Source organism: Kitasatospora sp. NPDC056446 (genome assembly GCF_042796115.1).
Classification (GTDB): domain Bacteria; phylum Actinomycetota; class Actinomycetes; order Streptomycetales; family Streptomycetaceae; genus Kitasatospora.
This window is the reverse complement of record NZ_JBHTRF010000014.1, coordinates 139,112-159,598: the sequence shown is the minus strand read 5'-3', so window position 1 is coordinate 159,598 and position 20,487 is coordinate 139,112. Positions and strand designations below refer to the sequence as shown.

Here is a 20,487-nt window from a genome sequence, read left to right as displayed (position 1 = left end):
CGGGGGTGGGGGGGGGGGGGTCGCCCGCCGCGGCGCGGGCCGCCCGCCCGTACCGCCCCCGCCTGGCACACCCCGCGTCGCCCCGTCAAGCCGCCCGCACCGAACTGTTTATTGTCATGCTCAAAGAGGTAACGTTCGTCCGTCCGGCAACGGTCGGCACACGACACGGGAAAGTGGCACGCGAACGGCGGAGCGGTGCACGGAACGGGGGAACGGTGAGCGGGATTGTCGTCCACCTGCCGGAGGGGAACGGCGACGAGGCGGTGACCTTGCGGCTGGGCCCGGGAGAGCGGGCACGCTTCGGCCGGGGCTCCGCCGGAACACCCGTGGAACTGCGCCTCGGCGACGAGACGGTATCCCGACTGGCGGGCGAGATCCACGCGACCGACGACCACTGGCAGTTGAGCAACCTCAGCAACACCCACGCCTACCTGGTGGAGAACCCGGAGGGCGCCGGCGAGTACCTGCGGGTGCCCCCGCGCCGGATCGGCGCGCCGATCCCGTTCGAGTTCTCCCGGGTGGTGCTGCCCTCGCGCTGCGAGACCCCGCTGTCCTTCCAGGTGTTCGCGCCAGACCACGTCTACCTGTCCCCGGACGCCCGCGGCGGCTCCGGTGCCAGCCGCACCATGACGGCGTACTCGATGGACGAGACCACCACCTACTTCCTGGTCCTGGTCGCGCTCTGCGAACCGTGGCTGCGCGACCGCTCCCCCGCCGCCGTGCCCACCACCCCGCAGGTCGTCGCCCGGCTGCGCGGCCACCCGGCCTGCGCCCGGCTCACCGCCCGCGCGGTCAGCTCGCACCTCGACTACCTCGCCGACGAGAAGCTGCGCATCGACGTGCCCGACGACGCGGTCCGCGCGGACCGCCGCAACGGCAAGCGCGAGGCCGTCGTCGGGCTCGCCCTCAAGTTCGGCATCGTCCGCGAGGAGCACCTCTCGCTCCTGCCGCGCCCCGAACCCGCCGACCCCGGACGGTAGGGAGGGGTTCCGATGGTGCGCGACCCGGCCTTCGGCGAGGACGCCGAGGACCTGCTGCCGCCGGGCCACCGGGTCGGCGGGTGGACCGTCACCGGGCCGATCGGCGAGGGCGGCTGGGCGACCGTCTACGCCGCCCGCCCGGCCGGCACGGACCGTACGGACGGCACCGGGGGCACCGGCGGCCCGGACGACACGGTCGCCCTCAAAGTGCTGCCGACCGCCGGGCTCGCCCCCCGCCAGGCCCGCCAGGTCGCCGAAGCCGCCCGCCGCGAGGCCGAGTTGGCCCGCACCGCCCCGCACCCCCGGCTGGTCCGCCTGCTGGACACCCTGGTCCTGGCCGCCCCCGACCACCCCGCGCTGGACGGCGCGATCGTCCTGGTCATGGAACGCGCCCGGGGCACCCTGCGCGACCTGCTCGGCACCGGCGTCGACGAGGACCGGGGCGGCCGGATCGTCGCCGGCATCTGCGAGGGCCTGGCCCACCTGCACCGCTCCGGGTGGGTCCACAGCGACCTCAAGCCCGAGAACGTCCTGATCGACCGCGACGGCGAGGTCCGGCTCTCCGACTTCGGCCTCGCCATCGAACTCACCGGCACCCACGGCCACTCCGCCCCCGTCGGCACCCCCGACTACCTCCCGCCGGAGCGCTGGAAGGAACCGCTCGGCGAACACGGCGTCAAGGTCCGCACCACCGCCGACATCTGGGCGCTCGGCATCGTGATCCACGAGGTGTTCGCCGCCGGGCTCCCGCCCTTCCCCGGCGCCACCCCCACCGCCCGCAGCGCCGCCGCCCAGCAGTACGCCGAGGGCCGCGCCGCCCTGCGCCTGGCCGCCGGCATCCCCCCGTTCTGGCGCGACCTCGCCGCCGACTGCCTCGCCCCCACCCACGCCGCCCGCGCCCCGCACACCGCCGAGAGCCTGCTCGCCCGGATCCGCGCCCACCGGGCCGGCCGGCGCCACCGCCGCCGCCGTCCGCGCGCCGCGCTGCTCGCGCTCGCCGGCTGCGCCACGGCCGCCGTCGCCGCCACCGCCCTGTGGCCGCACCCGGACGCCTCCGGACACCCGTACCGGATACGGGTGTTCAACGCCGAACGCGGCTGCCAGGACCGCACCGACCGCGACCCGCAGTGCAGCCTCGGCCTCGCCGCCGACCCGCTGCGCCCGTACACCGCCGGGAACGTCATCGCCACCCGCGTCTGGCACGGCGACACCCTCGACGTGGACTGCCAACTCCCCACCGGCCTCCCGGTGATCGACGAGGAGGACCGCACCTCCACCCTCTGGTACCGGATCCGCCTGCCCGGCCCCGCCACCGCCTGGCTCCCCGCCGTCCGCACCAGGGACCGCCCCGCCGTCGTCCGCTGCCCCTGACGGCCGGCCGCCGCGCAGGACGCGCCGGCCGGCCCGGGGGACGGCACCGGCCGGCCCGCGCGTGCCACTCCGGATCGTTCCGGATTCCGGGCCCGGCGGCCCGCTGGCTACCGTGTCGACGGCGCCCGCCGGACCGGCCGGCCCGGAGTCCAGGGAGCAGCGATGCCGACCACCGCCACCACCAGCCGGCCGAGCGCCGCCCTGCTCGGGTGTCAGGAGCGCAAGGTGCTCCATGCCGTCGGCTGCGGCCTGCGGGACGACGAGATCGCCGCCGCCCTGGCCGTGCCCGAGGACGCCGTGGCCGGGCACCTCGCGCGGATCCTCGTGAAGCTCGGGCTGCGCGACCGGGCCGCCGCCATCGTCCACGCCTTCGACTGCGGACTGGTCGCCCCCGGTTGCGGCCCGCGCACCCAGCCGGCGAGCCCGGTGCCCCGGAGCACCGCCGTCCGGGCGGCCCGCCCGAGGGTGCGGATCTCCGTGCTGGGGCCGCTCCAGGCCTGGCAGGACGGTCGGCCGCTGCAGCTGGGGCATCTGCGCCAGCAGGCGGTGCTGGCGGCGCTGGCGCTGCGCGCGGGGCGGACGGTCAGCCGGCAGGAGCTGTTGGACGGGGTGTGGGGGGCGGAGCCGCCGGTGACGAATGTGGTGCCGGTCCACATCTACCGGCTGCGCAAGACGCTGCGGATCGGGGACAGCCCGGACTCGGTGATCGAGCACGACCGGTACGGCTACCGGCTGGTGTCCGGCGCGGCCGAGGTGGACCTGGCGCGGATGGAGAGCCTGGTCACCGCCGCCGGGACGGCCCACCTGGCGGGCGAGCCGGCCGAGGCGGTCCGGCTCTGCGCGCAGGCGCTGGAGCTGTTCCGCGGCGAGCTGCTGGCCGGGCTGCCGGGCCCGCTCGCCGAGTTGGAGCGGCTGCGGCTCGCCGAGCGCCGGATCACGGTGGCGCAGCGGAAGGCGGAGTGGCAGTTGCTGCTGGGCCGGTGCGCGGAGGCGGTCGCCGAGCTGACCGCGCTGTCCGCGGAGCACCCGTTGCACGAGCCGGTGGCCGCGCTGCTGATGCGCGCGCTGTACCGCAGCGGCCGGCAGGCCGACGCCCTGGCCGTGTTCCACCGCGCCCGCCGCCGGCTGGCCGAGGACCTGGGGGTTCCGCCGAGCCGGCTGCTGCGGCGGACGTGCCGGCTGATCCTGTGCGGGGACGAGGCCGGGCTCGGCCTGACCGGCGCCGCGCGGTGAGCGGCCCGGGGCTCCACCGGTCGGGTACCGGTGGAGCCCCGGGTGGCCGCCACCCGGGTGGTCGGTGTTCAGGAGGCGAAGGCCCGTTCCAGCCGGGGGATCAGGTCCCGCAGGTCCTGTTCCCAGCAGCCGCCGTTGTGGCCGCCGTTGCACTGGCTGCCCCAGGCGGAGCCGTCCCCGTAGTCGACGTAGTAGTAGGGCATGCCGAGGGCGTCCATCCGGTCCTTGACGTGCTTGGACGCGCCCTCCAGCCAGAACTCCGGATCGGTGGCCACCCCGCGTCCGTTGCCGACGTAGACGGACACCCCGACGCCGGCGAGCTTGTCCATGTGCTGTGACGGGTCGGCCTGGTTCCACCGCCAGTCGGCGTTGAAGAAGGGGTAGGGCGTGCCGAACAGGGCGTCGCTGTCCACGCCCGGCTTGTACGGGTCGTTGGTGGGGTCGCAGGCGCCGGAGGAGGAGCCGCAGATCACGCCCTGCGCGTCGATGAGGGAGGCGACGACGGCCAGCCGCAGGTCCATGGAGTCGGCCGACAGGTCGATGTCGCCCGACAGGGACGCGGTCTGGCCGAACAGTTCGGGGCGGTCCTGGGCGTAGTGGAGGGCTCCGAAGCCGCCCATGGAGACACCGGCGACCGCCCGGGCCTTCTTGGTGGCGACGGTCCGCAGGTTGGCGTCGATGAACGGGACCACCTGGTCGAGGTGGAAGTTCTCCCAGTTCTGGGCGCCGGCCGGGGTGTTCTGGTTGAGCCAGTTGGCGTACCAGCCGCGGGCGCCGCCGTCCGGGATGACGGTGATCATCGCGTCGGAGGTGCTCAGCGCCGGGTAGGTCTGCTGGACGGGGTCGTCCGGCGAGCCGTGCAGGAAGTACAGCACCGGGTAGCGCCTGGCCGGGTCGTCGTAGTAGCCGCTCGGCAGGATGATCTTGATGTGGTGCCTGCCCGCGACCTGGGGCGTGGTCACGGTGAGGTAGAAGGTGGTGGGCCCGCCCACGGCCGTGTCGACCTGGGTCAGGCCGAACCCGTCCGTCATCCTCGGCGGCGCCCCGGCGCCGGTGCCGGCGGCGGCGCGGGCCGGGGCGGCCGTCGTCGCCGTCGCGACGATCCCGACGACGGCGGCCAGCAGGGCCACCACCCTCCGCCAGTGGGTGAGCGTCCTCGTCATGGTGTTCCCCCTCGTGGGTGTCGTCGTGCGCGCGGTGTCAGTCAAGGACCTTGACCTCCAGGACCGGTGAGGCCGCGATCTGGTCCTCGGTGTACCGTTCCGTCACCCACTGGCCCGCCGAGAACAGCCTGGTCTGGTCGGCGTAGTGCGGCGAGTTCGGGTCGGCGGACTGGGAGTAGGCCAGCACCGAGGAGGCTTCGGGCGGGCCGTCGGCGGTGAACCGCGTCTGCTGGATGAAGCTGGAGCCGAAGGTGATGTCGAGCTTGCCGTCGACCGCGCCGGGCGTGACCACGTTCAGCACGCCCAGTTCGTGGATCGAGCCGTGGATCGGGATCTGCTCGCCGTTGCGGGTGACCTTCTGGACGTCCGACAGGCGCGCGTTCAGCGGGATGCCCGCGTTGCGCAGTGCGAGGACGGCCCGGGCGAGCGAGTTGCGGACGGCGTCGTTGCCGGCGTCCAGCGAATTGGGCGTGTGCACCGGGTCCTTGGGGTCGAAGGGGACCTTCCACGGCAGCTTCTCGATCGCCTGCCCGTTCGTCAGGAGGAACCAGAAGTTCTCGAACAGCCAGGACCCCCGGCTGTCCGACGTGTAGGCGTGGTTCCAGGCCGCCAGGATCGGGCACGCCTCGCTGATGTTGACCAGGTTGCCGTCCACCAGGACGAGCCCGAACGGCGCGCCCTGGCAGGCGCTCACCGTGGCGTTGAGGGCCAGGTCGGCCGCCCGGCTGTGGTCGGCGAACAGCAGCTGCCGCATGTTCTCCGGGGTGAAGCCCCGGCCCGGCAGGCCGTCGGTGCCGTTGATCCGGTTCTGCGCGGTGAGGATCAGCTCCTGGGTGCGCAGCGACCGGGGCGCCGCCGTGTCGCCCATCACCCGGGGGAAGGCCAGCGGCTGCTCGGGATTGGCCAGCCAGGCGCTGTCGTTGGCGTTGCCCACGAAGTCGGAGCGGATCAGTCGCGGCTGCTGGTGCGGGTCCATCAGCCCCGGCGCGACGGCGTTCGGGTCGTTCGGCCAGTCGCACTCGCTGCGCTTGCCGTCGAAGATCGAGACCGGCGGCACGTTGGGCAGCCGCAGCTGCTGGTTGAACAGCACCTGGCCGGTCAGGGTGAGGCAGGACTGCGCGTGGGCGTCGGTGATGTTCGGGGCGGACTGGATGTCCGCGTAGAGGGCGTTGCCCTTGCGGTCCGAGGCGACGGTGTTGAAGAAGGGGACGCCCTCCGTGGTCTCCAGGGCGTTCACCACGTCGTTGACGTCCTTGGCCTGGTCGAGGTGGAACCAGGTGTTCAGCGCCCGCAGGTTGTCCATGTTCGCGTCGCGCACCGCGTGCGCGCTCACGATCCAGGGCAGCGGGGTGCCCAGGACGGAGGTGGTGATCGGGCCGTACCGGGTGGACCAGAGGGTCCTGGTGACCCGGCCGACGGAGCCGTCCGGGTTGAGCACGTCGACGCCGACCTGCTGCGAGGTCATCGGCGTCCAGACGCCGTCCACCAGGTAGTTGGTCGGGTGCAGCGGGTCCACCTGCACGTCGAACAGCCCGAACGGGGCCACGGTGGCGACGGTGTGGCTCCAGGCGACGTCGTCGTTGTGCCCGATGTTGACGGCGGGCAGGCCGAGCAGGCTCGCCCCGGAGACGTTGAACCGTCCCGGGATGGTCAGCTGGGCCTGCCACATCCGGTTCTTGCCCTGCCAGGGGAAGTGCGGGTTGGCCAGCAGCATGCTGGTGCCTCCGGACACCCCCTGGGAGCCCACCGCCAGGGCGTTGCTGCCCATGCTGCCCTGTTGCCGGGCGGCGGCCATCGCCTCGCGGATCCGGTTGCCGGTCTCCTCGGGCGACAGCTCGGGCGGTGCGGCGGCGGGCCCGGCGGCCACCGAGGCCCCCGGGGGTGCGGCGTTCACCTCACCGTCCAGCAGCGGATCGGCGCTGCCCATGATGATCTCGGCGTGCGCGTGCCGGTAGACGTCCAGCTCGGTGATCGGCCGCACCCAGGCCGCGCCCCGGCAGGCCGGGTCGGAGATGTTGTTCACGCCGGTCTCGGCCAGGTACCTGTTGTAGCCCTGGACGTAGCCGCGGATGGCCTCCTTGACCTCCGGCTCCGGCCCCTTGGGCGCGGGCTGGTCGATCAGCCCCTCCACCACCCGGTTGTCGTTGATCCGCTGGAAGTACAGGTCGCTGTTGAGGTTGGTGGTGCTGTTCTGGCTCTGGCCGGGGCTCGCCTTGCCGCCCGGGCCCAGGTAGCGGGACCGCTGGGCGCCGACCATCAGGTAGGTGTCGGCCAGGGTGCAGATGTTGTCCTTGGCCGCGGCGTACCCGTAGCCCTTCCCCAGCCCCTCCAGGTCGGCGGCGATGATGTGCGGGATCCCGTACTCGGTGTAGCGGATCGTCGGCTTGTCCGGCGCTCCTGCGGCCGCGGCCGGGCGGCCGGCCGGTGATCCGGTGGCCGCCGTCGTGCCGATCAGTGCCGCCGCGGCCATGACCGCCACCGGCAGCCTCGCTTTCAGTCCCCTCCGCGCCATCGAACCGTCCTCTCCCTGCAGCCTGAGGGTTTTGTCCGTACGCGGCCAGGCTAGGGAGGGCCGATGACATCCCGATGACGGGGCGGCACCCCCGCGGCCGCCCCGGACCGCCCGGACCGTCTCGGACCGCCCCGGGAACCGCTGAAGCGCCGGGCCGCACAAGCACGTCACCACCCGCCGGTGGCCGGGCACTCCCGGGCACTGACAGGTGGTGACGGAGTCGGCTCCGGACCCGGCCGACGGGTGCTGCGCGGCTACCAGCTCGCCGGGTACCAGGCGCCGTTGTACCACTGCTCGTTGGCGCCGTCGTTGTGGTGGTCCATGTTGAAGTCTTCGGGGTAGTTCTTGACGTGGTTGTTCGGGTAGGTCCAGATGCCCGCGGACTCGTCGCAGACGTAGTCCCAGTGGCAGATCGTCTTGACCGGCACGTTGCCGAAGAACCGGTCGGCGCCGGCGAGCGGGGCGCCGATGATGCCGCCGAACGGCACGGCCCCGCCGTTGGCGCCGGGAGGGCCCTGGCGCTTGGGGTCCGCGACGAGGATGGCGTTGACGTTGCCGAAGGTCTGCCAGTTCTCGGTGACCCAGGTGTGCACCACCCCGGCCCCCAGCGAGTACCCGGCCATCTTGACGTGCTGGCCCGGGCAGGCGGCGCGCTGGTCGCGGACCAGCCGGTTCAGCTCGTTGACGCCCGCCCGCGCGCTCGCGCCGTTGGGGATCTGGGTCGGGTACCCGACGTGCTGCTGGATGTTGCCGTAGAAGCCGTCGTTGTTCCACGAGCTGCCGGTGCCCCCGACAACGATCGTGTAGGTGCCCTCGCACGGGGCGGCCACCCGTGCGGCGGCCCCCTGCGCCGTGGCCCCCTGCGCCACCGTCAGCCCGACCGTCAGCAGGACTCCGGCCGACGCGGCCCCGATCTTTCGTGCTCGCATGCGATTTCTCCCCACGCAGTCGGCCTGCCCGCCCGCTCTCCGATGCGGTGCGCGCCCGGCCGAGGTCACCCGACGACAGTGGCAGCGGCCGATGACATCCCGATGACGCCCCCGCCCGGGCCGTCCCCGGGCCGTCCGCGCCGCCCTGCCGGTCCGCTCGGACACCGGGACAGCGAACGGCCGGTCGATCCGAGGATCGACCGGCCGTTCCGGTTATCCGGTTGGGAGCGGGCTCGATCAGCCCTGCTGCCAGGTGGCGCCCGAGCCGGTGAAGGAGCCGGAGACACCGCTGTCGTCGGCCCAGATCCAGAAGTCGGCGTGCGAGACACCCTCAGGGCTGACGGAGGATTCGGCGGCCGCGATACCGGCACCGTTCTGGTTGGCGATGAACTGGCCCTTGCCCCAGGACGCGTCCAGGCCTTCCTGGGCCGAGGCCAGGCCGGCGCAGCCGATCACGAGCGGGACGGCGAGGGCACTGACGGCCAGGACGCGCTGGATTGCACGCATGATGATCTCCTCCATGGAGTTCGAGGTCACTGCTGGCGGCACCGGTCGGCCCCGCCGGTTTCCAGACAGCCACGGGCCGCGACCCCCCGCAAGCGCCGACCCCACCCGAGCGGACCCTACGGACCGTCAGACACACCGCGCTGAGCTGGCAAAATGTCAATCGGGTGATCATCTTGCGAGGTCGTTCGAGCGGAGCAGGCGCCCTGGGCCGACCAGGAGCCACCGGCACCCATGGCGCCGTCCGTACCAGGAGCGCCCCGCCGGCCGGCGCGAGGGGCGACCGCACGCACCCGCACCCGGGTCGCACCGGCACCCGCCGGGCCCGGGCCCGCCCATGTGCACAGGTGCGCACGGACACGCCCTACGATGAGCGGATGAGCAGTGGCGCGGGTCCGGCAGATGCACACCGATCGCAGCAGCGGGCCGAGCAGCGGCTGGACGTCGCCGCGTCCGTGCTGACGCTGCTGGCCGACCGGACCCGGCTCGCCGTGCTGGAGCGGCTCGGCCGAGGCGAGGCGGACGTCACCACACTGACCGAGGCCACCGGCGCCGCCCGGCCGTCGGTCAGCCAGCACCTGGCCAAGCTGCGGCTCGCCGGCCTGGTCACCACCCGCAAGGAGGGGCGGCGGGTCGTCTACTCGCTGGGCCACGGCCATCTGCGCCGGCTCGTCGACGAGGCGCTGAACGTCGCCGACCACCAGATCGGGCACCTGCCGCCGCACGACTGACCCGCCCGGGCAGCGGGTGCGGGCACGCCCGGAACCAATAGGTGCACGCGTACGCACATATTGATTACGATGGAGCCCACCACCCCTGCGAACCGGGACGGACCGATGCTCTCCGTGCTGCGCGACCGCACCTACCGCCACCTCTTCACCGCCCAGGCCGTCGCCCTGGTCGGCACCGGCCTGGCCACGGTGGCGCTGTCCCTGCTGGCCTACCGGATCGCCGGGGGTGGCGCCTCGGCGGTCCTCGGCACCGCACTGGCGATCAAGATGGTCGCCTACGTCGCCGTCGCGCCGGTCGCGGGCGCGCTCGCCGGGCGGATACCCCGGCGGGCCCTGATGGTCGCGATGGACCTCACCCGGGCCTGCGTCGCGCTCACCCTGCCGTTCGTCGACGCGGTCTGGCAGGTCTACCTGCTGGTCTTCCTGCTCCAGGCCGCCTCCGCCGCCTTCACCCCGACATTCCAGGCCACCATCCCGGACGTGCTGCCCGCCGAGCGCGACTACACCGACGCCCTGTCACTGTCCCGGCTCGCCTACGACCTGGAGTCGCTGTTCAGCCCCGCGCTCGCCGCGCTGCTGCTCTCGGTGGTCTCGTACGGCTGGCTCTTCGCCGGGACGACCGTCGGGTTCCTGGCCTCCGCCGCCCTGGTGGTCTCCGCCGTGCTGCCCAAGCCCGCCCCGGCCGAGCGCACCGCCGGGGTCTACACCGAGGCCGCCTTCGGCACCCGGCTGTTCCGGGCCACCCCCCGGCTGCGCGCCCTGCTCGCCCTGGACCTCGCGGTCGCCGCGGCCGGCGCGCTCGTGTTCGTCGACACGGTCAACGTCGTCCGCGACCACTTCCACCGCCCGGCCGGGGCCGTCTCGCTCGCCCTCGGCGCCTACGGGGCCGGCTCGATGCTCACCGCGCTGCTGCTGCCCCGGCTGCTCGCCCGGGTCGGCGACCGGACGGTCATGCTGCCCGCCGCCTTCGCCCTGCCCGCCGTCCTCGCCGCCGTCACCGCGATCACCGCCGCCCCCGCCGGGGCCGGCACCTGGGCCGCCCTGCTCGCCGCCTGGGCCCTCGTCGGCGCCGGCAGCTCCGCCGTCCTCACCCCCGGCGGACGCCTGCTGCGCCGCTCGGCCTCCGACGCCGACCTGCCGGCCGCGTTCGCCGCCCAGTTCTCCCTCTCCCACGCCTGCTGGCTGCTCACCTACCCGCTCGCCGGCCTGCTCGCCGCGAGTGCCGGACTGCCCGTCACCGCGCTCGCCCTCGGCGCCCTCGCCCTCGCCGCCGCCGTCGGGGCCGCCGCCCTGTGGCCGGCCCGCGACCCCGACGCCCTGGAGCACCTGCACACCGACCTGCCGCCCGGCCACCCCCACCTCGCGGACGCGCACGCCACGGCCGCGGGCGGCTGGCGGCACGGCCACCACTACGTCATCGACCGGAACCACCACGCCTGGCCCCGCGCCACGGCCGGCTGACACCGGGGCCCGGCCCCGGGGCGGGCCGGCGGCCCGGGCCGGTCAGAACCACTCCGGGCGGCACTCCGCGGCCGTCCGGTCCAGGCTGTCGAGCAGGTCGAACTGCGGCCCGGTGCGCGGGAGTTCGACTCGGAAGAAGAAGCGGGCCGCCTGCCGCTTGCCCTCCCGGAAGGCATCCGCGCCGTCACCCAGCGCAAGGAACTGCTCCAGCCAGATCCAGGCCAGCACCACATGGCCGACCGCCTCCAGGTACGTGGTGGCACCGGCCAGCGCGACCGCCGGATCCCCGGTCGACCACAACACGGCCGTGGTCCGCTCGACCCGCGCCACGGCCCGGGCCAGCGCGGCGGCCAGTCCGGCCGCCTCCCCGCCGGCCGCCTCGGCCCTGGTGACGGTCGCCGCGAGGGTGTCCAGGAGCAGCCGCAGCCCGGCACCGCCGTCCAGCACCACCTTGCGGCCGAGCAGGTCCAGCCCCTGGATGCCGTGGGTGCCCTCGTGGATCGCGTTGAGCCGGTTGTCCCGGTAGAACTGCTCCACGTCGTACTCGCGGGTGTAGCCGTAGCCGCCGTGCACCTGGATGGCGAGGTCGTTGGCGGCCAGGCACCACTGGGACGGCCAGCTCTTGGCGATCGGGGTCAGGACGTCCAGCAGCAGGTGGGCGCGGGCCCGCTCGGACTCCTGCCCGGCGGTGGCCTCCTCGTCGAGCAGGCGGCTGCAGAACAGGCCGAGGGCGAGCGCGCCCTCCGCGTAGCTCTTCTGCGCCAGCAGCATCCGGCGCACGTCCGGGTGCCCGATGATCGGCACCTGGGGGGACTCCGGGTCCTTGGCCCCGAGCGGACGGCCCTGCAGGCGGGTGCGGGCGTAGTCGAGGGCGTGCAGGTAGCCGGTGCAGCCGAGGGCCGCGGCGCCCTGGCCGACGCCGATCCGGGCCTCGTTCATCATGTGGAACATGTAGGCCAGCCCGTGGTGGGCCTCGCCCACCAGGTGGCCGACCGCGCCCGGGGCGCCGCCCGGGGTGTGCCTGCCCTCGCCGAAGTTGAGCAGGGTGTTGGTGGCCCCCCGGTAGCCCATCTTGTGGTTGAGGCCCGCCAGGACCACGTCGTTGCGCGCCCCCCGCGTGCCGTCCGGCCCGACCAGGAACTTGGGCACGACGAACAGCGAGATGCCCTTCACCCCCGCCGGGGCACCGGGGATCCTGGCCAGCACCAGGTGGACGATGTTCTCGCCGAGCTCGTGGTCGCCGCCGGAGATCCAGGTCTTGGTACCGGTGATCCGGTACGTGCCGTCGGCCGCCGGCACCGCCCGGGTGGTGATGTCGGCCAGCGAGGACCCGGCCTGCGGCTCCGACAGGCACATGGTGCCGAAGTACCGGCCCTCGACCATCGGCCGCACATAGGTGTCGATCTGCTCCCGGCTTCCGTGCGCCAGCAGCAGGTTGGCGTTGCCGACGGTGAGCAGCGGGTAGGCGGCGGTGGCGATGTTGGCGGCCTGGAACCAGGCCCGGCAGGCGTTGGCCACCACCACCGGCAGCTGCTGTCCGCCCACCTCGTGGTCCATGGCGGCACCGATCAGTCCGGCTTCGGCGTAGACCCGCAGGGCCTCCCCGACCTCCGGGATCAGGTGCACCCGCTCGCCGTCGAAGCGGGGCTCCTGGGCGTCGTTCTTCTTGTTGTGCGGGGCGAAGTGCCGGGTCGCGACGGCCTCGCTGAGGTCCAGCACCGCGTCGAAGGTGTCCCGGTCGTGGTCGGCGAAGCGGGGGCGGCGGGTGAGGGCGGCGACGTCCAGCCAGTCGTACAGCAGGAAGTCGAGGTCGCGGCGGGAGAGCAGCAGGGAGTCCAAGGCCGGGGATCCGATCGGGGAGGGCGGTGGGGACGGGCACGCGGGTACGGCGGTAGCGGGGGTCTTCCCGCCCGCCGGTCCGCCGACACGCCGCCCGGGCCCACGCCGTCCGGGCCCCGGGGCGCGTTCGGGCCCGACCCGCTTCCGGGTGCCTCCTGACCGGCTCTTCAGACCGCGGGTCCGATCTTGTCCGGGCACCCGGGTAAGGTGGTGGATCGTGGCCAGTCGTAAAACGTCGATCCTGGAAGCATCCGCGCGGGTGATCGCCCGGCGCGGGGTGCGCGGGCTGCGGGTTGAGGAACTCGCGGCGGAGGCAGGTGTGTCGACCGCGCTCATCTACTACCACTTCAAGGACCGTACGGGGATCCTCCGTCAGACGTTGGAGTTCATCAACGACCGGGCGGAGCGCTACACCACCGACCGGGCCGCGGACGCGCCGCCGCTGACGGCCCATGAGGAACTGGAGCAGACGCTGCTGCTGGAGCTCCAGGACACGGCCGAGGTGCGGGAGAACAGCACCGCCTGGGGCGAGCTGCGGGCGAGCGCGGTGTTCGACGAGACGCTGCGCGAGGACCTGGCGCGGGCCACCCGGATCTGGGTGCAGGAGATCGCCGAGCTGCTCGGCGTGATCCGCCCGATGTCCTCGGCGGTGGCCCTGGCCGGGGCGGCGGAGCGGCTGACCGCGCTGCTGGAGGGGCTCAGCACGCGCTGGCTCAGCGGCAGCCTGCCGCTGGCGCACGCCCGGACGCTCATGGTCGACGCGATCGGCGCCGAGGTGGACCGGCTCGGCTCCTGAGGCCCGTCGGGACGGCCCGCGAAGGGCCCCGGATTGGGCGGTGTCCGCCGGGGACCGGCCTGGGGCGTCACGCTCCGCACCGCGAACGTCAAGGATGCGTCATGACACGCCCAAGAGTTTGACTGAACTTTCAGTCAGTGCGAGCCTGAACCCGCAGGCAGGGTGCTGCCGCCGGTCCGCCCCGTGGTGCGCCGGTGCGTCGCGGCGCGAAGAGTGGACCTGGCGGCCCCGCACCCTTCCCGGCACCGTCGCACGATCTGGAGACCCTCATGACCCACTACCGCGAAGACCGTTCCACCGGGCCGTACCCCTGGGTGCCGGCGGACGACGTCCCGCACGCGCGGACCTGGATGTCCTGGCCCTCCCGCCGGGGCGTGTGGGGACTGCGCCTGGGCGGCGTCCAGGAGGACATCGCCCTGATCGCCCGGACGATCGCCGAGTTCGAGCCGGTGGTCATGTGCGCCCCCGACGACTGGACGGCCGGCAAGGCCCAGGACCGCTGCGGCCCCCGGGTGGAGGTGATCACCGCCGTCCCCACCGACGACCTGTGGATGCGCGACATCGCGCCGGTGTTCCGCCGGGACGGCTACGGCGGCCTGGACGCCGTGGTCCTCAACTTCAACGGCTGGGGCAACAAGCAGGTCCACCACGACGACGCCGTGGCCGCCGAGCTGATCGCCACCCGCCGCGGCCTGCGGTTCTCCTACGCGGACTTCGTCGGCGAGGGCGGCGCCATCGAGACCGACGGCGACGGCACCCTGATGGCCACCGAGAGCAGCCTGGTCAACAAGAACCGCAACCGCGGCATGAGCCGGGACGAGATCGAGGACGCCGTCCTGGAGGCCTACGGCGCGGACACCATGATCTGGCTGCCGGGCATCAAGGGCCAGGACATCACCGACGACCACGTGGACGTCACCTCCCGGTTCATCCGCCCCGGCGTGGTGATGGTGCAGCTGCCCCCGGCCGACCGCGACGACGCCTGGGCGCGGGACGCCCGCGAGCAGTTCGCGATCCTGTCCGCCGCCACCGACGCCCGGGGCCGCCGCCTCCAGGTCATCCCCGTGCACGGCCCGGACACCGTCCGCTCCCGCAACTCGAAGTTCGTCGACTCCTACCTCAACTTCCACGTCGTCAACGGCGGTGTGATCACCGCCCAGTTCGGCGACGCGTACAAGGACGCCGCCGCCCGGGAGGCGCTCGCCGCGGCCTTCCCGGGCCGCCGGGTGGTGCAGATCGACGTCGACCGGCTGATGGCCGGCGGCGGCGGCATCCACTGCTCGACCATGCACGAACCCCTGCCGTAGCCGCCCGCCGGCCCGCCCCGCTCCACCGCCCGGGCCACCGGCCCGCAGGCCGCCAGTTCCCAGACCCCCAGACCCCCAGACCCCCAGCTGGAGTTCCCGCATGCCCAACGCCATGTCCCGCCGTACCCTGATCCGCTCCGTCGCCGGAGTCGGCGCCGGTGTCGGCGTCCTCACCCTCGGCCTCACCGCCTGCGACCCCAACGGCATCGAGGACCCGGACGTGCTGCCGACCCGGCCCGGCGGCACCCCCGGAGTGCGCCGCTTCGGCGCCGAGTGGGACAAGCACCTGCGCACCGTGATGTCCTGGCCGGCCTCCGAGAACGTCTGGGGCGACCAGCTCCCGGACGTCCGCCGGGACGTGGCCGGCCTGGCCCAGGCCATCGCGGCCCGTGAGCCGGTCGTCCTGATGGCCCGCCCCGAGCAGAAGGACGCCGCGCAGAAGGCCTGCGGCTCGGCGGTCGAGGTGGTGCCGATCGCCGTCGACGACCTGTGGGCCCGCGACACCCTGCCGGTCTTCGTCGAGGAGGGCGGCAAGCTCAAGGGCGTCGACTTCAACTTCAACGGCTGGGGCGGCAAGCAGCAGCGCGGCAACGACTCCAAGGTCGCCCGCACGGTGCTGGCCAAGTACGGTGTCGAGCGGATCGAGACCCGGCTGGTCGCCGAGGGCGGCTCCTTCGAGACCGACGGCCAGGGCACCCTGATGGTGACCGAGAGCTCCGTCGTCAACGACAACCGCAACCCGGGCATGAGCCGGGACCAGGTCGAGGCCGAGCTGAAGCTGGTCCTCGGCGTGACCAAGGTGATCTGGCTGGCGGGCGTGAAGGGCAAGGACATCACCGACGCCCACGTCGACTGCCTGGCCCGCTTCGTCGCCCCCGGCGTGGTCCTGCTCGACCAGGCCTTCCCGGGCACCCCGCCGGACGTCTGGTCCCGCTCGGCCGACCAGGCCCGCTCGGTCCTGAAGGACGCCACCGACGCGACCGGGAAGAAGATCCAGGTGGTGGAGCTCCAGCAGCCGGACCCGGACAAGATCACCGGTCGCGGCGACGCCTTCGTCTCCTCGTACATGAACTTCTACGTCGGCACCAAGGGCGTCTACCTGCCGAAGTTCGGCGACGCCAGGGCCGACGAGCGGGCGCAGCAGCTCCTCAAGCAGTACTTCCCGGGCCGGGAGATCGTCCCGGTCAGGATCGACGCGATCGCGGCCGGCGGCGGCGGGATCCACTGCGCCACCCACGACATCCCCGCGCTCGGCTGAACCACGGGCCGAGCGGGAGGACCGAGACCGGCCGGCCCCGCACACCGGCTCGTGGGCCTGGGCTCGCGGACCGGGTGCGGGGCCGGCCTCCGTCCGGGGCCGGGTCCGGTCGGCGGACCGGATCCGGCCCCGGCGGGCTCACCCGGCGGGCTGCTGCTGGGTGACGCAGTGGATGCCGCCGCCGCCCGCCCCGAGGGAGTCGATGTTGAGCTGCTCGACGGTGCGGCCGGGGAACAGCTTGGCGAGGGCGGTCCGGGCGGCGGTGTCCGCCCGGGTGTCGCCGAACTGCGCGGAGATCACCGCGTTGTTGCACAGGTAGTAGTTGGCGTAGGAGCCGACGAAGTTGGGGTCGGTCGAACGGATCAGGTTGTAGTCGGGGCCCTGGATCCGGCCGACCGTGAACGGGGTGCCCTGGGCGCTGGTGGCGGTGGTCAGCGCCTGGTACTGCTGGCGCTCGTCGTTCGACCAGGCGTCGGTGTCGCTCGCCAAGGGCATCTGGACGACGGCCGCGCCCGCTCCGAGGAAGCGGCTGGTGGCGTCCACGTGGTCGTCGGTGATGTCCTGGCCGGCGATGCCGGGGAACCAGATCACCTTGGTGGCGCCGTAGGCGGCGCACATCGCGCCCTCGATCGCGGACTGGGACATGCCGGGGTTGCGGTTGGCGTTGATGATGCTGCTGCGGGTGGCCATCAGCGTGCCGGCGGCGTCGGTCTCGATGGCGCCGCCCTCGGCGACCAGCCCGGCCGCGGTGAACGGCAGGCCGAGGTAGCCGGCGACGCGCTGCGCGACCAGGGCGTCGTTGCCGTGCGGGTTCTGGTGGTTGCCCCAGCCGTTGAAGTTGAGGCCGACGGTGTCGAGGCCGCCCGCACCGTTCGTGCGGAAGACCGGGCCGGTGTCGCGCATCCAGCAGTCGTCGACCGGGATGTCCCCGATGACGGTGACGGACGGGCCGCACATCGACCGTGCCTTGGCGACGCTCGCCGGGTTGGCACACATCGTCACCGGCTCGTACTTGGCGACGGTCTTGGCGATGAGGGCGATGTTCGACTGGACGCCGGCGAGCTTGTTCCGCCAGATCGAGGTGCTGTCCGGCCAGGCCATCCAGGTGCGGGTGTGCGGGGCGGTGTCCAGCGGCACCCGGTAGCCGGCGGCGACGGCCGGGCCCGGGCCGGCACCGGCGACGGCGGGAGCGGTGGTGCGTCGTGGTGCCGCCTGGGCCGGTCCGCCGGTCGCGGCGGTCAGCGCGGTGCCGGCGACGGCGATCCCGGTGACCGTCAGGAACCGGCGCCGGTCGAGCTGCCGCTCGGTCGCCGTACGGGGTCTGGAGCTGTCCTCCATCACTGCCTCCCTCTCAAAGTCCGCTGCTGGTCCAGCAGTTGACCGAAAAGGTAAAACTGGCCAAGCGCTCGGTCAATACTTTGCGCAAGCATCGGCCCCGATTCGCTCCTGGCGCGCACCCGCGGTCACTACAGTGGCGGCCATGGCGACACAGGCGACGGGAGCGGCCCCGCGAACGGCCTCCGGAGCGGGCGGCACCGGCCGGACGCGCGCGTCCGCCAAGGGCGAGCAGACCCGGGCCCGGCTGATCGCCGCCGCCCGCACCCTGCTCGCGGGCGACGGCGCCGGGCGGTTCACCACCCGCAACGTCGCCGCGCTGTGCGGGGTCTCGCACGGGATGTGCCACTACCACTTCGCCGACCGCACCGACCTGATCGTCGCGGTGGTGGCGGACATCCGGCCCGAGTGGATCACGCCGCTGGAGCAGGCGGTCGACGGCCCGGGCGGCTACGCCGAACGCGCCGAACGCGTCCTGGCGCTGCTCACCCGGCCCGAGAGCCCCGACCTGGCCCGGCTGCACGCCGCCCTGCACTGGCTCGCGCTCAACGACGAACGCGTCCGGGCGAGCCTGGAGGCCGAGTACGCGCGGTGGCGTTCCTCCTTCGTCCGGCTGTTCCGGTGCCTGGCCGACGAGCGCGGCGACGGCACCGATCCGGTCCCGCTCGGCGAGGCCTTCGCCGCCGCCGTGGACGGGCTCGCCGCGATCGGGTCGCTCGACGGGACGGTGGACGCCGGGCGGGTGCTGCGGACCCTGCTGGACTCGCTGTCGGCGGCCGGCCCGTCCTGAGCCGGCCGCCGCCCGCGCGGACCGCCCCTCGGCACGGGCCGTCAGGACGGACCGTCAGGACGGACTCGAACCCGGCGCCACCGGCTGCTGCTGGGTGGCGCAGTGGATGCCCCCGCCGCCCGCGGCGATGTGGTTGATCCCGACCTGGGTGACCTTCCGCCCCGGGTGGAGGTCGCCGATGATGCCGGCCGCCCGGTCGTCGGTGGCCTGGTCGCCGAACCGGGGCACGATGACGCCGCCGTTGCAGACGTAGTAGTTGATGTAGGTGGCGAGGAAGTTCTTGCCCGCGCCCTCGATCAGGGTGATGTCGGGCTCGGGGAGGTCCACCACCTTCAGGGTGCGCCCCTTGGCGTCGGTCTCGGTCTGGAGGACCTGGATCGCCTGGTCGGAGGCGGTGGTCCAGACGTCGGCCGGGGTGTCGGGCGTCGGGCGGTGGAGGACGACGGTGCCGGGTTCGGCGAAGCGGGCGAGGGCGTCGACGTGGCAGTCGGTGATGTCCTGCCCGGCGACGCCCTTGAACCAGATCACCTTCTCGACGCCGAGCAGTTCCTTGAAGCTCGCCTCGATCTGGTCGCGGGACTTCCCCGGGTTGCGGTTGTCGTTGACCCAGGAGCTCTCGGTGGCCATCAGCGTGCCTTCGCCGTCCACCTCGATGCCGCCGCCCTCCCCCGTGATCGGCGCCTGGATCCGGGTGATCCGGTAGTGGTCGAGGAGGTAGCGGGCGACCCGGCTGTCGTTGGCGTGGGTCTGCTTGCCGCCCCAGCCGTTGAAGTTGAAGTCGACCCCGGCGAGCCCCTTCGGTCCGGTGACGAAGGTCGGGCCGGTGTCCCGGGCCCACAGGTCGTCGACCATCAGTTCCAGCACCTCGACCGAGGTGCCGCAGGCCTGCCGGGCCTGGTCCGCCTGGTCGGCGCGGGCCAGCAGGACGACCGGCTCGAACCCGGCGATGGCCTGGGCGAGGCCGGCGATGTCCTGCCGGACCCCGGCCAGTTGGTCCCCCCACACCTCCTCCAGGGCCGGCCAGGCCATGAAGGTGCGGGTGTGCGGGCCGGACTCGGCCGGCATCGCCCAGCCGCCCGCCGGGCTGCCGGACGGGGCCGCGCCCGAGGCGGCGCCGGAACCGGACTGCTCCCCCGCCCCGCTGTCGGAGGAGGAGCAGCCGGCCAGGGCCAGGGCGGCGAACGCGGCGCCGGACTGCAGGAGCGCGCGGCGGGACGGCCGGGGGTGAGCCATGGGGCCTCGTTCCGGTAGGAGTCGGGTTCGGCTCCGCAGGCTACTGACAGGAAGGTCAGGTTCCGGTGCGGCACGCACCCGCCGTTCGGGGGAAACCGCTCACGACCCCTCGGCGGCCGCCTCCCGCTCGCGGCGCAGCCGGTGCTCGGTGCGGATGCCGGACCAGGCCGTGCAGGCCAGGCTGGCGGCGATGATCCCCTCGGCCCAGAAGAACGCCACGTAGTCCATCAGCGAGCCGATCGGCGGCGCCCCGGGGGCCGAGTTGCGCATGCCGATCAGTGCGAACAGGCTCGCCGCCATCCAGCCCAGCGAGGGCCAGACCAGGCCCTCGCGCTTGCGGAAGAGCACCTCGGCGGCCCCGAGGACGGCCAGGGCGATGGCCCACATCGCGGCGATCATGAACCAGGAGAGGATGAAGGTGCTGCGGGACCGGGTGATCCTCGCGTCCAGGGCCACCGTGCCGTTCCCGGCCGTGGTGGCCTGCGGACGCACCACGAAGAACGGGTCGGTGTCGGTGAAGACCACGCCGACCGGTACGGCGGTGCCCCCGCTGGTGGCGCCGAAGAAGGCCTCCATGCGGTAGCGGTCGAAGGGGTAGTCCGTCTTGGTGCCGTCGTACATGCCCACCTGGACGGCCTGGGAGGGCGCGGTCTCGCCCTCGGCCGCCTTGAGGGTGGCCTTGGGCGTGCCGGCGAGGGTGATCTCGACCGGGCGGGCGAAGGCCGGGGAGTCCGGTCCGGCGGCGAACCTGCCGTGCGGCACGGGTGTGACGTAGAGCGTCAGCTGTTGGGCCGTCGGGTCGACGTCCTGGGCGGTGACGTCCAGTTCGATCCAGTCGGGTGCCGACGGGACGGCCAGCTCCCTGGTCTGTTCGCGGGTGTCGCGCTCGTTGAGGTAGAGCCCGATCCCCGACCCGCAGAGGGTGATGACCACCGCCGGCAGGGCGGCGAACCGCCAGCGGCGGCGGGGGGCCCGGTGTGTGGCCGGGGCGGTCGTGGTGTCGACGGTGGTGTCGTCGGTGGTGACCTGCACGGTCGTCCTTCCT

At 73.5% G+C, this 20,487-nt stretch carries 17 protein-coding genes; 9 read left to right on the top strand and 8 right to left on the bottom strand.

The window, feature by feature from the left end:
- Positions 1 to 215: 215 nt before the first annotated feature.
- The 3 genes from ACFQ6N_RS11920 to ACFQ6N_RS11910 all read left to right on the top strand — a co-directional run bounded on the left by ACFQ6N_RS11920 (position 216) and on the right by ACFQ6N_RS11910 (position 3,584).
- On the top strand, positions 216 to 980 hold the full coding sequence (locus ACFQ6N_RS11920) for a serine/threonine protein kinase (protein ID WP_380648657.1): 765 nt from the start codon (positions 216 to 218) through the stop codon (positions 978 to 980).
- Between the two features lie 12 nt (positions 981 to 992).
- Positions 993 to 2,351 carry a serine/threonine-protein kinase gene (locus tag ACFQ6N_RS11915; RefSeq protein ID WP_380648656.1) on the top strand — a complete coding sequence of 453 codons (1,359 nt, stop codon included), beginning with the start codon at positions 993 to 995 and terminating at the stop codon, positions 2,349 to 2,351.
- Between the two features lie 162 nt (positions 2,352 to 2,513).
- On the top strand, positions 2,514 to 3,584 hold the full coding sequence (locus ACFQ6N_RS11910; RefSeq protein ID WP_380648655.1) for a BTAD domain-containing putative transcriptional regulator: 1,071 nt from the start codon (positions 2,514 to 2,516) through the stop codon (positions 3,582 to 3,584).
- A gap of 68 nt (positions 3,585 to 3,652) precedes the next feature.
- Here ACFQ6N_RS11910 and ACFQ6N_RS11905 read toward each other — a convergent pair whose 3' ends face one another.
- The 4 genes from ACFQ6N_RS11905 to ACFQ6N_RS11890 all read right to left on the bottom strand — a co-directional run bounded on the left by ACFQ6N_RS11905 (position 3,653) and on the right by ACFQ6N_RS11890 (position 8,695).
- The gene (locus tag ACFQ6N_RS11905) at positions 3,653 to 4,747 is read right to left on the bottom strand and encodes an alpha/beta hydrolase (protein ID WP_380648654.1); all 1,095 of its coding nucleotides are present in this window, start codon (positions 4,745 to 4,747) and stop codon (positions 3,653 to 3,655) included.
- 37 nt (positions 4,748 to 4,784) lie between these two features.
- Entirely contained in the window at positions 4,785 to 7,259 is a 2,475-nt protein-coding gene (locus tag ACFQ6N_RS11900) for a penicillin acylase family protein (RefSeq protein ID WP_380648653.1), read from the bottom strand.
- Positions 7,260 to 7,513: 254 nt separating this feature from the next.
- On the bottom strand, positions 7,514 to 8,188 hold the full coding sequence (locus tag ACFQ6N_RS11895; protein ID WP_380648652.1) for a cutinase family protein: 675 nt from the start codon (positions 8,186 to 8,188) through the stop codon (positions 7,514 to 7,516).
- 237 nt (positions 8,189 to 8,425) lie between these two features.
- On the bottom strand, positions 8,426 to 8,695 hold the full coding sequence (locus ACFQ6N_RS11890) for a hypothetical protein (RefSeq protein WP_380648651.1): 270 nt from the start codon (positions 8,693 to 8,695) through the stop codon (positions 8,426 to 8,428).
- A gap of 374 nt (positions 8,696 to 9,069) precedes the next feature.
- Between ACFQ6N_RS11890 and ACFQ6N_RS11885 the strand changes: the two genes are divergently transcribed.
- Positions 9,070 to 9,423 (top strand): ArsR/SmtB family transcription factor, encoded by a 354-nt coding sequence (locus ACFQ6N_RS11885; RefSeq protein ID WP_380648650.1) that lies wholly within the window; start codon positions 9,070 to 9,072, stop codon positions 9,421 to 9,423.
- Positions 9,424 to 9,528: 105 nt separating this feature from the next.
- Positions 9,529 to 10,884, top strand: a complete 1,356-nt coding sequence (locus ACFQ6N_RS11880; RefSeq protein WP_380648662.1) for an MFS transporter — start codon at positions 9,529 to 9,531, stop codon at positions 10,882 to 10,884.
- A gap of 42 nt (positions 10,885 to 10,926) precedes the next feature.
- On the opposite strand, the gene ACFQ6N_RS11875 is transcribed toward ACFQ6N_RS11880, so the two are convergent.
- Positions 10,927 to 12,723: an acyl-CoA dehydrogenase gene (locus ACFQ6N_RS11875; protein ID WP_380648649.1), complete on the bottom strand. Its 1,797-nt coding sequence runs from the start codon at positions 12,721 to 12,723 to the stop codon at positions 10,927 to 10,929.
- Positions 12,724 to 12,940: 217 nt separating this feature from the next.
- Here ACFQ6N_RS11875 and ACFQ6N_RS11870 point away from each other — a divergent pair, with 217 nt between their 5' ends.
- The 3 genes from ACFQ6N_RS11870 to ACFQ6N_RS11860 all read left to right on the top strand — a co-directional run bounded on the left by ACFQ6N_RS11870 (position 12,941) and on the right by ACFQ6N_RS11860 (position 16,084).
- On the top strand, positions 12,941 to 13,519 hold the full coding sequence (locus tag ACFQ6N_RS11870) for a TetR/AcrR family transcriptional regulator (RefSeq protein WP_380648648.1): 579 nt from the start codon (positions 12,941 to 12,943) through the stop codon (positions 13,517 to 13,519).
- Positions 13,520 to 13,788: 269 nt separating this feature from the next.
- The gene (locus ACFQ6N_RS11865; protein ID WP_380648646.1) at positions 13,789 to 14,826 is read left to right on the top strand and encodes an agmatine/peptidylarginine deiminase; all 1,038 of its coding nucleotides are present in this window, start codon (positions 13,789 to 13,791) and stop codon (positions 14,824 to 14,826) included.
- Between the two features lie 100 nt (positions 14,827 to 14,926).
- Entirely contained in the window at positions 14,927 to 16,084 is a 1,158-nt protein-coding gene (locus ACFQ6N_RS11860) for an agmatine/peptidylarginine deiminase (RefSeq protein WP_380648644.1), read from the top strand.
- A gap of 138 nt (positions 16,085 to 16,222) precedes the next feature.
- Here the strand turns inward: ACFQ6N_RS11860 and ACFQ6N_RS11855 are convergent, their stop codons facing one another.
- Positions 16,223 to 17,422 (bottom strand): agmatine/peptidylarginine deiminase, encoded by a 1,200-nt coding sequence (locus ACFQ6N_RS11855; RefSeq protein WP_380648643.1) that lies wholly within the window; start codon positions 17,420 to 17,422, stop codon positions 16,223 to 16,225.
- Positions 17,423 to 17,564: 142 nt separating this feature from the next.
- Here ACFQ6N_RS11855 and ACFQ6N_RS11850 point away from each other — a divergent pair, with 142 nt between their 5' ends.
- Entirely contained in the window at positions 17,565 to 18,209 is a 645-nt protein-coding gene (locus ACFQ6N_RS11850) for a TetR/AcrR family transcriptional regulator (RefSeq protein WP_380648642.1), read from the top strand.
- Positions 18,210 to 18,263: 54 nt separating this feature from the next.
- Here the strand turns inward: ACFQ6N_RS11850 and ACFQ6N_RS11845 are convergent, their stop codons facing one another.
- A complete protein-coding gene (locus ACFQ6N_RS11845; RefSeq protein WP_380648641.1) occupies positions 18,264 to 19,442 on the bottom strand; it encodes an agmatine deiminase family protein in 1,179 nt (392 codons plus the stop codon).
- Between the two features lie 99 nt (positions 19,443 to 19,541).
- Complete coding sequence (locus ACFQ6N_RS11840) at positions 19,542 to 20,474, bottom strand: DUF4436 family protein (protein WP_380648640.1); 933 nt, start codon at positions 20,472 to 20,474, stop codon at positions 19,542 to 19,544.
- Positions 20,475 to 20,487: the final 13 nt, after the last annotated feature.